11 protein-coding genes and 1 tRNA gene are annotated in these 13,195 nt (G+C 68.1%); 7 read left to right on the top strand and 5 right to left on the bottom strand.

Annotated elements, in window-relative coordinates; all coding sequences use genetic code 11:
• Nucleotides 1-103: 103 nt before the first annotated feature.
• Nucleotides 104-2,167, top strand: a complete 2,064-nt coding sequence (locus ACJMKZ_RS10070) for a S46 family peptidase (protein WP_405233054.1) — start codon at nt 104-106, stop codon at nt 2,165-2,167.
• 66 nt (nt 2,168-2,233) lie between these two features.
• Nucleotides 2,234-2,307, top strand: a tRNA-Gly gene (locus ACJMKZ_RS10075).
• 28 nt (nt 2,308-2,335) lie between these two features.
• Here the strand turns inward: ACJMKZ_RS10075 and ACJMKZ_RS10080 are convergent.
• Nucleotides 2,336-2,980 carry a potassium channel family protein gene (locus tag ACJMKZ_RS10080; RefSeq protein WP_405233055.1) on the bottom strand — a complete coding sequence of 215 codons (645 nt, stop codon included), beginning with the start codon at nt 2,978-2,980 and terminating at the stop codon, nt 2,336-2,338.
• Nucleotides 2,977-4,446, bottom strand: a complete 1,470-nt coding sequence (locus tag ACJMKZ_RS10085; protein ID WP_405233056.1) for a TrkH family potassium uptake protein — start codon at nt 4,444-4,446, stop codon at nt 2,977-2,979. Before ACJMKZ_RS10085 ends, ACJMKZ_RS10080 begins: the two co-directional genes overlap by 4 nt.
• Nucleotides 4,447-4,572: 126 nt before the next feature.
• On the opposite strand from ACJMKZ_RS10085, the gene ACJMKZ_RS10090 reads away from it, so the two are divergent.
• Nucleotides 4,573-5,532 (top strand): fumarylacetoacetate hydrolase family protein, encoded by a 960-nt coding sequence (locus tag ACJMKZ_RS10090; RefSeq protein ID WP_405233170.1) that lies wholly within the window; start codon nt 4,573-4,575, stop codon nt 5,530-5,532.
• Here the strand turns inward: ACJMKZ_RS10090 and ACJMKZ_RS10095 are convergent, their stop codons facing one another.
• On the bottom strand, nt 5,533-7,794 hold the full coding sequence (locus ACJMKZ_RS10095; protein WP_405233057.1) for a S9 family peptidase: 2,262 nt from the start codon (nt 7,792-7,794) through the stop codon (nt 5,533-5,535).
• Nucleotides 7,795-8,189: 395 nt separating this feature from the next.
• On the opposite strand from ACJMKZ_RS10095, the gene ACJMKZ_RS10100 reads away from it, so the two are divergent.
• The gene (locus ACJMKZ_RS10100; protein WP_405233059.1) at nt 8,190-8,609 is read left to right on the top strand and encodes a prepilin-type N-terminal cleavage/methylation domain-containing protein; all 420 of its coding nucleotides are present in this window, start codon (nt 8,190-8,192) and stop codon (nt 8,607-8,609) included.
• A 28-nt stretch (nt 8,610-8,637) separates the two neighbouring features.
• Here ACJMKZ_RS10100 and ACJMKZ_RS10105 read toward each other — a convergent pair whose 3' ends face one another.
• The gene (locus tag ACJMKZ_RS10105; RefSeq protein WP_405233060.1) at nt 8,638-10,785 is read right to left on the bottom strand and encodes a putative bifunctional diguanylate cyclase/phosphodiesterase; all 2,148 of its coding nucleotides are present in this window, start codon (nt 10,783-10,785) and stop codon (nt 8,638-8,640) included.
• Nucleotides 10,782-10,991 (bottom strand): hypothetical protein, encoded by a 210-nt coding sequence (locus ACJMKZ_RS10110; RefSeq protein WP_405233061.1) that lies wholly within the window; start codon nt 10,989-10,991, stop codon nt 10,782-10,784. The genes ACJMKZ_RS10105 and ACJMKZ_RS10110 overlap by 4 nt, the downstream gene beginning before the upstream one ends.
• Nucleotides 10,992-11,031: 40 nt before the next feature.
• Between ACJMKZ_RS10110 and ACJMKZ_RS10115 the strand changes: the two genes are divergently transcribed.
• From ACJMKZ_RS10115 to ACJMKZ_RS10125, 3 genes are read left to right on the top strand one after another with little or no spacing between them, the layout of a single operon-like run.
• Nucleotides 11,032-11,577, top strand: a complete 546-nt coding sequence (locus ACJMKZ_RS10115; RefSeq protein WP_405233062.1) for an RNA polymerase sigma factor — start codon at nt 11,032-11,034, stop codon at nt 11,575-11,577.
• Complete coding sequence (locus ACJMKZ_RS10120) at nt 11,570-12,184, top strand: hypothetical protein (protein ID WP_405233063.1); 615 nt, start codon at nt 11,570-11,572, stop codon at nt 12,182-12,184. The genes ACJMKZ_RS10115 and ACJMKZ_RS10120 overlap by 8 nt, the downstream gene beginning before the upstream one ends.
• Nucleotides 12,181-13,086: a DUF4097 family beta strand repeat-containing protein gene (locus tag ACJMKZ_RS10125; RefSeq protein WP_405233064.1), complete on the top strand. Its 906-nt coding sequence runs from the start codon at nt 12,181-12,183 to the stop codon at nt 13,084-13,086. Before ACJMKZ_RS10120 ends, ACJMKZ_RS10125 begins: the two co-directional genes overlap by 4 nt.
• The last annotated feature ends 109 nt before the right edge of the window (nt 13,087-13,195 follow it).

Genomic DNA, 13,195 nt, shown 5'->3' on the forward strand with positions numbered 1-13,195 from the left:
GGCGCCCCGGATCGGTACAACGGTCCCGGCCCGCCGCCGGATCCGGTTCCGTTCCGCGATGTGCAACTCTAGAATGGCCGGACTCTTCAGTGGAAGTCCCGCCATGCGTCAGTTCACGATCGGTTTCTGTGCCCTCCTGTTGCCCTTCGCCGCCTTCGCAGACGAGGGTATGTGGACGCTCGACAACTTCCCGGCGGCCCAGGTGGAAGAGAAGTACGGTGTGGTTGTCGACGACGCCTGGCTCGAGCGGGCACAGCTCGCGACGACCCGCCTGGAGAACGGCTGCACCGGCTCGTTCGTCTCTCCTGACGGGCTGATCCTGACCAACAACCACTGCATCTGGGGGTGCGTTCGCAACCTCAGCACCGACGAGCGCAACCTGTCCGACGAGGGTTTCCTGGCCACCGAACGCGGCGAGGAATTGCAGTGCCCCGGCCAGCAGGTCTCGGTGCTCGTCGACTACGAGGAAGTCACCGAACAGGTATCGGAGTCGATCGAGGGTCTGTCCGAGACCGAAGCCAACGAGACGCGCAAGGCCATGCTCACCCGGCTCGAATCCGCCTGCGAGTCGGCTTCCGAGGGCGCGCTGCGCTGCGAGGCCGTCACCCTGTACAACGGCGGCCAGTATTTCATCTACGCCTATCGGCGCTATGACGATGTGCGGCTGGTGTTCGCCCCCGAACTCGATATCGCCGCCTTCGGTGGCGACCCCGACAACTTCAATTTCCCCCGCTGGTCGTTCGACATGTCATTCCTTCGCGCCTACGAAGATGGCGAGCCGGCGTCGACACCGGACTACCTGACGTGGCGCCGCGGCGGTCCCGAGGCCGGGGACCCCGTCTTCGTCACCGGGCATCCGGGCAGCACGTCCCGTCAGCTGACCATCACCGAGCTCAGGATGCTGCGCGACGTCGTCTACCCGATCTGGCTGCTGCGTTACTCCGAACTCCGCGGCCGCATGCTCGCCTGGCAGCACACCAGTCCGGAGGCCGAGCGTGCCGTGCAGCAGAACATCCTGCTGGTGGAAAACGGCATCAAGGTGCTGCGCAACCGGCTGTTCGCCCTGCTGAACGATGAGATGATGGCGGAGAAGGCCGCCGGCGAGCGCAAGCTGCGGGAAGCGGTGGCGGCGAATCCCGAGTACGAGGCCGAATACGGCGCTGCGTGGGAGCTTATCGCCGACGCCGTCGCGGCGCGTCGCAACATCTACGAGGAGCATCTGTTCATCGAGAACGCCGCCGGGCTAATGGGCGACCTGTTCGGTTATGCGAAGACCATCGTCCGCGGTACGGTCGAGCGCGAGAAGCCGAACGAGCAGCGGATCCGGGCCTACACGGAGGCCGCGCTGCCGCAGGTGGAGCAGAGGCTGCTGGCCGAGCGGCCCGTCAGCAAGCCCTACGACGAGCTGCGCCTCACGTTCTCGCTCGAGAAGATGCGCGAATGGCTCGGGCCGGACAGCTCCTACGTGAAGACCATCCTCGCCAACGAGTCACCGGATGCGCTGGCGGAATACCTCGTGGAAAACACGCGCCTTGACGAGGCCGCGTTCCGGCGCGAACTCTGGGAGGGTGGCATCGAGGCCGTCAGGGCGAGCGACGACCCGCTGATCCGGCTCGCTCTCGCCATCGAACCGGCCGCCCGGGAGCTTCGCGAAGCCTACGAGCAGCGCGTCGAAGCGCCGCTTACCCGCGGCCGGGAGATGATCGCGGATGCGCGATTCAGGATCTACGGCACAGGGATCTACCCGGATGCCACGTTCACGCTGCGCGTGAGCTACGGCGCGGTCGAGGGCTGGGAAGAGAAGGGCGAATACGTGGCCCCGTTTACGAAGACGCGCCGGCTGTTCGAGCGGGCCACCGGAGAGCGACCGTTCCTGGTGCCGGAGAGTTGGCGGAAGGCGCGCGAGGCACTGGATCCCCGGACGCCGTTCAATTTCGTCAGCACTACGGATACCACCGGCGGCAATTCCGGCAGCCCGGTCATCGCGGCGGACGGCGCGCTGGTCGGTGTCGCCTTCGACGGCAACATCCACTCGATCGCGGGCGAGTTCTGGTTCGATCCGGACCTGAACCGGTCCGTCGCCGTCGATACGGCCATCATGCTGGAGGCGCTCGACAAAGTGTACGGCGCCGGGCACCTGCTCCAGGAACTCACCGTCGTCGAGTGACCCGGCGGTCGATCGCAGCTATTGGGATTGTCGGGCGGGGGCAGTAGACTAGCGGCAACCCCCCGGGCGGGTGTAGTTCAATGGTAGAACATCAGCTTCCCAAGCTGAGAATGAGGGTTCGATTCCCTTCACCCGCTCCAGTCTCCGGACCGCCCCAGGGATTCTGATCTAACCCTTCGACCTGCGCTCCCGTAGCGCATCCGCGTCTTCTGTCCGCGCCAGCACCACGACCTGATCGCCCTTCTTCACCTCCAGTTCCGGCTTCGCGAAGATCAGCTCCTCGTCCCGGTAGAGGCAGATGACCCGGCTGTCGCCCGGCAGGTCCAGGCTTTCGATGCTGCCTGCCTCGTCTTCCCCGAGCACGAAGGAGATCAGCCTTGCATCCGCACCCAGCGTGGCGGAGAGTTCCAGGGGGTTGCGGCCTTCCATCACGTCGGCCAGATGCCGGGCCACCGTCACCTCCGGCACGATGGTATCCACCAGTCCGAGTTCCAGGCAGACGTGCTCGAATTCCTCGTTCTCGATGCGCGTTACGACCCGGCTGAACCCCAGCGAGCGGCCGACGAGGCTGGCGATGATGTTGGTCTGGTCGTTGGTGGTGAGGCAGAACAGGAAGTCGGTGTTCTCCGGGTCGGCTTCCTTCAGGATGGCCGGGCGGCTGCCGTCGCCGTGCAGCACCCCGCAGTCGAGGTCGTCGAGCGACTCGATCACCTCCCTGTCCTGTTCGATGATGACCACTTCGTGGTTGCGGTTGAGCAGCACCCGGACAGCGGCCAGCGTCGCCGGGCCTGCTCCTACGAATACGGCTCTCATTGTGTTGCGTACCTCCTGCCGATCCAGGTGTGCGGGGCGAGCACCACCAGGATGGCGATGAACTCCAGGCGCCCGGCCAGCATGTCGAAGGCGAGCACCGCCTTCAGCAGGCCGGGCAGGTCGCTGGATGTGATGCCGGTGCTGAGGCCCACCGTGCCCGTGGCGGAGACCACCTCGAACAGGGCGTCCAGCGGGGCGTGGCCGTACAGCAGGAACGGCACGACCGAGGCCACGACCACTATCAGGAACAGCGTCGGCACCGCCAGGATGTGCAGGACCTCGCCGGGTTCCAGCCGCCGACCGCCCACGCGGGGTTCGACGACCGCGTGGGGCGGCAGCGCCATGCGCTGTATCAGCAGCTGGATCACCCGCAGCACCACGAGCAGCCGCAGCAGCTTGATGCCGCCGGCGGTGGAACCCACGCTGCCGCCCAGAGCCATGCTGACGATGCTGGTCCACTTGGCCGCGTCCGGCAGTGTGGCCGGATCCACCGGCGTGAAACCGGAGGTGGTCTGCGCCGAGATACCGAGCAGGAAGCCCTGTCTTGCCGCAATGCCGGTATCCAGCCCGCTCGCGGCGAGGATCAGGCTCAGTGCCGCGCCGACCACGAGCGCCGCCAGCACCAGCGCGCGGAGTTCGGCATCGGCGAGCACGCCGCGCCATTCGCCACGGGCGGCGCGCAGGTACAGCGGCAGGCTGACGGCGGCGAGCAGGGTGATCAGGCTCAGCACCCAGGCCGACCAGCGGCCGTCGAAGCCGGCCAGGCTCCCGTCCAGGGAAGAGAATCCGCCGGTCGATACGCCGGACAGCACGTGCACCAGTGCGGTGTACGGGCGGCCCTCCGCGGCCCAGAGGACGAGCCAGGCCGCCACGGTCATGAGGGCATAGAGCACCAGCAGGCGGCGGGCATGCCAGATCATGGACGGTATGTCGGATTCACGCGCGCCGGTCGGCTCCAGCAGCCGGCGCGCCGCGATCCCGCGCGGTACCAGCATCACCACGCACAGCGCGGCGAAGCCGAGACCGCCGTACCACTGCATCCAGGACCGGGTCAGCAGCAGGACCGGTGATTGTCCGGCCGGCTCGGGGATCACGGAGAGACCCGTGGTCGTCACCGCCGAGACCGCCTCGAACCAGGCATCGGTCGGCGTCAGACCGAAGGTGGTGAACGGCCAGATCATCACGGCCGGAGTCAGGATGAAGGCACCGGCCACCAGCACCAGCGCCTCGTTCGGCTGGATCTCGGCGGGCGCCCGGATACGGTGGCAGAGGAATCCGGCGGCGCCGAGGGCAAGGGCCGTGATGCCGAGGGTGGCGGCGGCGCGGTGATCCGCTCCGGCGAGGGCCGCTGCGGCCGGGATCGCGGTGAGCAGGGCGATGGTGACGGCGAGCAGGCCGCCATAACGCACCAGCACCCGCGGCCGGACCGCGTGCCGGAGCGTCGTCAGCCTGTTCCGGTGTGCCATGGTGTCCGGCGAGCCAGTTTTCTGCACCCCGACTCTGGCACGGGCGGCGCCACCCGGGAATCAGGGAAACTACCCGGCCGCCGCCGGGTTTTGTGTTTGCCGCCGCAGCCGGGATAATCGGTGGCCATGCGATTCGCGCGCTTCCGCATCGACGACACCATTGTTATTGCCGCGGCTGCCGAAGATGGCGCCTGGGTGCCGGTCGGCGACCTCGCGCCAGACGCGCCGGGCGACATGCTCGCCCTGCTCGACCGTTGGCCGCAGCTGAAGGTGCGCGCGGAGGAGGCGCTGGCCAGCGGCGAATGGCAGCCGCTGCCGGCGAGCGCCGAACCGCTGCTGCCGTTCCGTCCGGCCTCGTTGCGGGACTTCATGCTGTCCGAGACCCACGCGGTGGAGGCGGCGCGCGGCTACCTGCGGCGATTCAAGCCGGGGCTGCTGAAGATGGTGAACGGATACGAGAAGCTCACCGGCAGGACCTTCCCGGCACTGAAGCCGAAGCCGCTCTGGTACCGCCAGCCGGTCTACTACCTGACCAACCACCTGAACGTGGTCACCGACGGCGCCACTGTCGACTGGCCGGACTACACCGACGCGCTGGACTACGAACTGGAACTGGCCTTCGTCATCACGAAGCCGCTGCTGAACGCGACGCGGGAAGAAGCGGAAGCGGCCATCGGCGGCTTCCTGATCCTGAACGACTTCAGCGCGAGGGACGTGCAGCTCGACGAGATGAAGAGCGGCTTCGGCCCGCAGAAGTGCAAGCACTTCGTAAATGCGCTGTCGGCCAGCGTGGCCACCGCTGACGACATCCTGCCCCGCATCGACACCGTGAAGGGGGAGGTCCGGATCAACGGCGAGCGCATCGTCGAGAGCCGCAACGCGGATCTGCAGCACGGCGTCGCCGATATCCTGGTGCACGTCTCCCGTGCAGAGCGGCTGCACCCGGGCGAGGTATTCGGGCTCGGCACAATGCCCGGCGGCTGCGCCATGGAGAACGGCCGCTGGCTCGCCCCCGGCGACGAGATCGAACTTGCCATCGAGGGGATCGGCACGCTGGCGAACCGGGTGGGTGGCCGGGGCGGCTGATCAGTCCCCGGCGTGGCTCACCGGCTCGCGCTCGGTCAGCCCCAGCAGCTTCAGCGCGAAGGCATACTCGTGGGCCCTTTCCTCCAGCTTCTCGAAGCGCGCGGCCGAGCCACGATGGCCGGCCTCCATGTTCATGCGCAGGAAGAACGGCCCGCCCTTCGCCTCGTCACGCAGCCGCGCCACCCACTTGGCCGGCTCCCAGTAGGTGACCCGATAATCGGCGATGCCGCCCGTAGCCAGCACGGGCGGATACGGGACGTCGTCGCGGATGTTGTCGTAGGGCGAGTAGGCGGCGATGGTTGCGTACGCCTCCCGCTCGGCGACCGGGTTGCCCCATTCCGACCACTCCGGCGGTGTCAGGGGCAGCGTCTCGTCCGAGATCGTGTTCAGCACGTCCACGAAGGGCACCGCCGCCAGTACGCCGCCGAACAGGTCGGGGCGCAGGTTCAGCGCGGCGCCGACCAGCAGGCCGCCGGCGGAGCCGCCGTAGATGACGGTCTCGTTCCTGCGGCCGTAGCCGCGCTCCTGCAGCGCTTCGGCGACGTCGACGAAATCCGTGAACGTATTCATCTTCTTGCCGAGCTTGCCGTCCAGGTACCACTGCCTGCCTTTGGCCGCGCCTCCCCGGATGTGAGCGATGGCATAGACGATGCCGCGGTCCACCAGCGACAGCGTGCTGGTGGAGAAGTTCGCCGGCATGGTCAGGCCGTAGCTGCCGTAGCCGTAGAGCACCAGCGGCGCGCTGCCGTCGGTGGGCGTGTTCGCCAGACGGAGGATGGTGACCGGCACCTCCGCGCCGTCCCTCGCCTCGATGAAGATGCGCTCCACCGCGTAGAGTTCCGGGCTATGGCCGCTCGGCACCTCCTGGGTCTTCCTGAGCGTGCGCTCCCGGGTGAACATGTCGAAGTCCCAGACCTGTTCCGGCGTGGCGGGGGATTCGTAACTGAAGCGCGCGGTCTTCGCGTAGAACTCGTAGCCCTCTTCCAGGCCGAGGGAATAGGCCGCCTCGTCGAAGTCGACGGGATAGCTCACCTCGCCCTCGTAGTCCGTGATGACGATGCGGGGCAGGGCGTTCTCCCGCTCAAGGCGCACCAGCCGGTCGGCGAAAGCGACGAAGTCCACCAGGTAGGTGCCGGGGCGGTGGGGCAGCCAGTCCTCCCAGTTGTGCCGGCCCGGGTCGGTGATGGGCGTGCGCGCGATCTTGAAGTCCACGGCGCCGTCCGCGTTGGTGTGCAGGTAGAAGTACTCGCCGTGATGCTCGGGATCATAGATCTCGTCGTCCCGCCGCGGGGCGATCAGTACAGGCTCCGTGCCCGGCGGTGCGTTGGCGCGCAGGAAACGGGCCTCGCTGGAGGTCACCTTCGAGGAGGTGATGAAGATGTACTCGCCGCTCAGGCTCTTCGAGACGTCGAGGAAGAAGCTGTCGTCCGGTTCCTCGTAGACCAGCCGGTCGTCGGCCGGGTCGTTGCCGAGCACGTGATGCTTCACCCGCTTCGGGCGCTGATGGTCGTCCCGCTCGATGTAGTAGAAGGAGCGCGAGTCAGCAGACCAGACGGCGCCGCCGTCGGTGGAGGTAATGGTCTCGTCGAACTCCTCGCCCGTGACGATGTTGCGCACGCGGATGTCGTAGTACTCCGATCCGGTGCGGTCCGCGCTGTAGGCGATCCACTGATGGTCAGGGCTGTGCTCGACGCTGCCGATGTCGAAGAAGTCCTCACCTTCGCCTTCCCGGTCGCCATCGTAGAGCACCGTCTCTTCGCCGCCTTCGCGGGGCGTGCGCACGAACACCGGGTACTGCCCGCCGTCCCGGAAACGCACGGAATACGCCCACGGGCCGTCGGGCAGGGGCACGGAGCTGTCGTCCTCCTTGATGCGACCGCGCATCTCCGCGACGAGGGTCTCGCGCAGCCCGGCCAGATCCGCCGTGGCGTCCTCGTAGTGGCGGTTCTCCGCCTCCAGGTGGCTGCGGATATCGGCACTCAGCTTCGAAGGCTCGCGCAGCACCTCCTGCCAGTTCGCATCCCGCAGCCAGGCGTAGGCGTCCGTGCGGGTGACGCCGTGCTGCTCGATGGTCGCCGGACGCTTCTCGGCGGCCGGCGGCGGGCTGTCGGGGCTGATGCGGAAAGCGGGTCGGGTGGAAGTCATGGTGCTCCGGGGTTCATCGTTGTCGTGGCGGGCATCGGTCTCGCGCGCCTCATTACCGCAGCCGGCTGCCAGCATGGCGAACAGGAAGGCAAACAGCGCGGAATTCGGGCGGACCATGGGTTGGCGGGCTCGCGGTTCACGGGGCGGGAGATTCTAACCGATTCCCCATTCTATTGGCGTTGGCCCGTCCCAGCCGCCGACGGGCCCGTAGCCGTGAGGTCTGGCACTCATCAGTCACGGTATCTGATTAGCGGATCCTCCCGGCCACCGCGAGCACGGCCGTCATGCGGGGGTATCCATCGCCACGACCTTTTGTCGGGAGCAAGATGGATACCCCCGCAGGGCGGCCAGGAAAGAAGGGAATCGGGCCTGAAGGCCCTCCCACAGCGGATCGGGCCTCAAGGCCCTCCTACCTTGATTCTTGAACGGCGTCACAGACACGGCGCGGGCATCAGGCCAATCTCCGTCGTTATGTTCAGCCGGGCCGCGGCCCGCATCGAGGAGGCGGGGATATGGAATCCCAGAAAGGTCTCACCGCACTGGAATTGCTGATCGTGGTCGCGATCATCGCGATGCTGGCCGCGGTGGCCGTGCCGCGCTTCTCGCTGCTGGACCGGGAGGCCCGGGAGCAGGCCGTGGTCTCGCTCGCCGACGGGGTGAGGAGTTCGGCCGAGATCACCCACCGGGTGTGGTCGGCCGCGGGCCGGCCCGAGACACTGACGTTCCAGGGCGAGGAACTTCGCTTCGTGCATGGTTATCCGGCCGAGCAGGCGATCGCCGATGCCGTGATCGGGCCCGGCGGCTTCCGGCAGAACAACGGCGTGTGGGTGCACGAGGATGCTCGCTCGGCGCTTGACTGCGGCGTGGTCTATCTGCCGCCTACGGCGGACGGCGTGCCGGCGACGGTGAACGCCTACACGGCAGGCTGCTGACTCCGGGAAGTCTCTTGCCGGGAAGACCCTAGACGCGTCGCGCGGCGACGGTCTCGTCGCGCAGGAACATCGACGCCTTCTCGGGGTGCATCGGGCGGCTGAACAGGAAGCCCTGTACCAGGTCGCAGTTGCACTCGCGCAGGAAGTCCAGCTGCTCGGCGGTCTCCACCCCTTCCGCCGCCACCTCGATATCCAGCCCGCGGGCCATGGCGATTGCGGCGCGCACGAGACGCTGGTGATCCTCGTTGTCCTGCAGGTCCGCGATGAGGCTGCGGTCGATCACGAAGGTATCCACCACGCCGCTGTCCAGCGAACGGAACGAGATATCCTGGGTGCCGAATCGGTCCAGGGAAATGCGCACGCCGAGCGCATTCAGCTCGGCCATGATGTGCGCAGGCATGCGGCGGCCGTGATTCATGCCCGCGGCCATGATTTCCAGTTCCAGGCAGCCCGGATCCAGGTTGGTGTCTTCCAGCGCCTTCGCCACCGATTCGACGATGCGTCCTCGCGCGAGCTGTGCCGGCGAGAGATTCACCGCCACCGTGAGGTCCGGCAGGTCGAACTGGGTCTGCCAGGCCTTCAGCTGCGCGGCGGCGTTGGCGACAATCCATTCGCCCACCGAGTGGATGAGCCCGCTGGACTCGAGGATGGGCAGGAAGCGCTCGGGCGCCAGCAGGCCGAAGCGGGGATGCTGCCAGCGCAGCAGCGCCTCGAAGCCGATGAGCCGGCCGTTGCGCACGTCGATGCGCGGTTGGTAGTGCAGCAACAGCTCCCGGCGCACTAGGGCGTGACGCAGCCCCACCTCCAGCTCTTCCCGCTCCGCGATCTTGTGGTTCAGCGCGGCGGAGTGGAACTGGAAGCGTCCGCCGCCGTGGCTCTTGGCCTGGCTGGTTGCCAGCGCGGCCGCCTTCACCAGCTCGGCGGCGTTGTTGCCCGCCTCCGGATACAGGGCGATGCCGATGCTGGGCGTCAGATAGACCTCGTTGCCGCCGACGAAGTACTGCTCCTCCAGCGCCAGCACGAGCTTCTGCCCCACTGTGGCAGCGTCCTGGGGCGAGTCCACGTCCTCGATGCAGATCACGAACTGGTCGGCGTTCCAGCGTCCCACGAGGTCGCTCACCCGCAGTTCCCGCACCAGCCTCAGGGCGACCTCCTGCAGCAGGCGGTCGCCGGTGTCGTGACCCAGCGTGTCGTTGACCGACCGGAAGCGGTCGAGGTCGATGAACAGAATGCCCAGCTCTCGTTTGTGCCGGGAGGCGCGACTGATGGCCCGGCCTAGCTGCTCGCCGAACAGACCGCGGCCGGCCAATTCCGTGAGCGGGTCGTACAGGGAGGTCCGTTCCTGGTGCCTGGCACGTTGCCGGCGGTCGGTCACGTCGCGGAAGGAAACCACCGCCCCCACACGCCGGCCGGCGGCATCAGTGAGTGCGCGCCCGCTGAGGCTCAGCAGCATCGGCGGCTGGCCCTCGGTCTCGTACAACGCTTCCATGTCGCTGAACTTCTCGCCGGCGAGCGCCCGCGGCAGAGGCCGGGCCTCCACCGGCAACGGCGTCTCCACGCCCGGCGCATTGGCACAGAACTGCCGATGCCAGGCCAGGGTCGGCCGTTCCCGCGGACCCAGGCCGAGCATGCTGCGGCCGGCGGGGTTGATGGAGATCACCACGCCGTGTTCGTCGATCACGATAACGCCGTCGTTGATGCCGTGCAGGATGGTGCGCATCGCGTCTTCCGGCCGCTGCATGCGACGGACGAACTGGTGCCGGTCGAGCGCGTAGTGCAGGGCCTCGACGAGCGTGCCCGGGGTGATCTCGTCCAGGCACAGATAATCCTGGGCGCCGTGCTGCACGGCCGACATGCCCCGGTGCTCGTTCACCCGCGCGGTTACGGCGATCACCGGCAGGCCCGGCAGCTCCGCCATCGCAGACGCCGGGCGCAGGCGCTGACGACCGGCCTCGGTGAGGCCGACGTCGAGCACTACTATGTCCGGATTGATGCGGGCGACCTCGTCGCGGATGCCGGACGGGTCGCTCGCCTGATGGATGCCGTCGATGGCATCGAGCTGGCGCAGCATCTGCAGGATGTTGCCGCCGGGGAGGGAGTAGTCGCCGATATAGAGTACGCGGAGCTGACGAGCGAGGGGCTCCGGGGTGTCGCCCGACCTGTGGGCTTCGCTCATGCTCCCTCCCTGTGCGCGGGTGCTTTCGGGTTATCGTTTATGACCACCGGCATCGCAGGATCATAGCAAAAGAGCCGCCGGGTGCCGATGGGCGTGATTTTTTTCGCGACGGCTTCAAACCCCCGGCCACGGCGCTGCATCGAAGGATCAAACGACGGATGAAAGGAGCCATGGAGATTGATTGGGCGATTGACCGCGCCAGCCATCGAATTCCCGGTTGCCCGACCGCTCGGGGAAGAGCCGCCCGTGACCGCTGAACCGGCCGATCTGGCCGTCCGCCGCGCCCGCAAGGGCGACCGCCGGGCCTTCGAGCAGCTCTACCGCACCCACGTCGGCCAGGTATACGGCCTGTGCCTGCGCATGACGGGCCAGCCGGCCGAGGCCGAGGACTGTGCGCAGGAGGCGTTCATCCAGGCCTGGCGCAAGCTCGCCCAGTTCCGCGGCGACGCGGCGTTCGGGACATGGCTGCACCGCATCGCGGTGAACGCGGTGCTGGCGAGACGGCGCAGGATGCGGCCGGAGGACTCGCTGGACGACGGCGCGGAGTCCGGCGCGGTCGCCGAGAGCCCGGCCGACCAGCGGGACCTGGAAGCCGCCGTCGCCACGCTGCCGGAGGGTGCGCGCCACGTCTTCGTGCTGCTGACCGTATACGGCTACACCCATGAGGAAGCGGGCGAGATGCTGGGCATCGCCAGCGGCACCTGCAAGGCACAACTGCACCGGGCCCGCCGGCTGCTCGCCGAGCGGCTGAGCGACGGCCCGACGCCTACAGAGGACCAGACCAGTGACTGAAGAACAGCGGAGACGGGAAGAGGCGGAGCTGGATCGCCATATCGCCGCGCTGCCTAAGGCGGTGGAGCCCGGGCGCGACCTGTGGCCCGGCATCGAGGCCCGGCTGGAAGAGGCGGACGCGCGTCCCGGCCCGCGCCGCTGGTGGTGGGGTGCCGTGGCCGCGGCGCTCGGCACGGCCGCATTGCTGCCCCTGCTGCTCGTTCGTGACGGGCCGGTGGGGGAAGACCCGGTGCCCATGGCCACCGTGCCAGCCGAATCGCCGGCGACGGTCAACCGCGGCCTGGATACCGCGGGCCAGCAGCTCAGGCTGCGCAAAGCCGCCGTGACGTCGGTGGAGCCGGGCCCCGAGTACCGCGCGGCCCGTGCGGAACTCCTGAGCCTGCTCGAAGCGCGCCTCGCGCAGCTCGCGCCGGAAGACCGCGAGATCGTGGTGCGCAACATCGAGACCATCAGGAGCGCCCTGGAGGAGATCGACACCGCCCTGCAGGACAACCCGGACGACCCACTGCTGCAGGAACTGATGCTGCAGACCTATCAGAGAGAACTGGATGTGATGGCACGGGTGAACGGCCTTGCCGGCCCGGCCAGGAGGAGGACCGACCTATGAATGCGCAGACCATGATCGCGAAGACACTGACAATGCTGCTGCTGGCCGCGCTGCCGCTGGCGGCGCAGGCCGATCGGCAGTACGAGCGCACCGTGGCCCTGGACGGCGCGAAGGAAGTGCGCATCAGCAATACCGCCGGCTCCATCGAGGTGGAGGGCTCGGACCGCCAGGACATCCGCATCACCGGCGTCCTGGAGGACGACGTGGAGGAAGTGCTGATCGAGCGGCAGGGCAGCGCGATCGCCATCGAGGTGAAGGTGCAGGACAGGCTCCGCTCGTATCGCCGGGCCTCGGCCGAGCTGCGCATCGAGATGCCGGCGGCCATGGGTCTGAGCGTGGTGGGCACCAGCGCGGATATCGAGGCCGAGGGCGTGCGCGGCGAGCAGCGGCTGAAGAGCGTCAGCGGTGACGTGAGCACCGAGGTCTGGGGCGAGCCGGTGACCGCGGAGACCGTCAGCGGCGACGTCCGCGTGGAAGGCCACGGCGAGGTGTCCCGCGCGAGGCTGGCGGCCGTCAGCGGCGACCTGGTGGTCGAGGAGCTGGCCGGCGAACTCGACGCCCAGTCGGTGAGCGGCGACGTGATCGTGAGCGACAGCCGGGTGAGCCGTGCCCGCTTCGAGACCACCTCCGGCGACGTGATCGCCACCGTGAGTCTGGAGCGCGACGGCAGCTTCGAGGCGGAGAGCGTCAGCGGCGACATCGAGCTGGACGTCGCGGGCGAGCCCGACGCCGAGATCGACGTGACCAGCTTCAGCGGCAGCATCGACAACTGCTTCGGCCCGAAGCCCGAGCGCCAGAGCCGCTACGCCCCGGGCTCCGAGCTGCGCTTCACGGCCGGCGAGGGCCGCGGCGAGATCCGCCTGCAGACCCTCAGCGGCGACATAGACCTCTGCAAGATGTAGGAGGGGATTTATCCCCGATCCCGATCCCGACCCCGATCCCCTCCCCACCCAATCCCCCGACCCGCCTCTGCCTGCCGGGTCGGGGGTTTGCTAATCTAGACGTCTCACC

It is taken from the genome of Lentisalinibacter salinarum (assembly GCF_040706555.1).
Taxonomy (GTDB): domain Bacteria; phylum Pseudomonadota; class Gammaproteobacteria; order Steroidobacterales; family Woeseiaceae; genus Lentisalinibacter; species Lentisalinibacter salinarum.

Excerpts from the sequence above, each read along its gene's own strand:
- ACJMKZ_RS10070 (WP_405233054.1), top strand. The coding sequence starts at position 104 with ATGCGTCAGTTCACGATCGGTTTCTGTGCCCTCCTGTTGCCCTTCGCC.
- ACJMKZ_RS10080 (WP_405233055.1), bottom strand. The coding sequence starts at position 2,980 with ATGAGAGCCGTATTCGTAGGAGCAGGCCCGGCGACGCTGGCCGCTGTC.
- ACJMKZ_RS10085 (WP_405233056.1), bottom strand. The coding sequence starts at position 4,446 with ATGGCACACCGGAACAGGCTGACGACGCTCCGGCACGCGGTCCGGCCG.
- ACJMKZ_RS10090 (WP_405233170.1), top strand. The coding sequence starts at position 4,573 with ATGCGATTCGCGCGCTTCCGCATCGACGACACCATTGTTATTGCCGCG.
- ACJMKZ_RS10095 (WP_405233057.1), bottom strand. The coding sequence starts at position 7,794 with ATGGTCCGCCCGAATTCCGCGCTGTTTGCCTTCCTGTTCGCCATGCTG.
- ACJMKZ_RS10100 (WP_405233059.1), top strand. The coding sequence starts at position 8,190 with ATGGAATCCCAGAAAGGTCTCACCGCACTGGAATTGCTGATCGTGGTC.
- ACJMKZ_RS10105 (WP_405233060.1), bottom strand. The coding sequence starts at position 10,785 with ATGAGCGAAGCCCACAGGTCGGGCGACACCCCGGAGCCCCTCGCTCGT.
- ACJMKZ_RS10110 (WP_405233061.1), bottom strand. The coding sequence starts at position 10,991 with ATGGCTGGCGCGGTCAATCGCCCAATCAATCTCCATGGCTCCTTTCAT.
- ACJMKZ_RS10125 (WP_405233064.1), top strand. The coding sequence starts at position 12,181 with ATGAATGCGCAGACCATGATCGCGAAGACACTGACAATGCTGCTGCTG.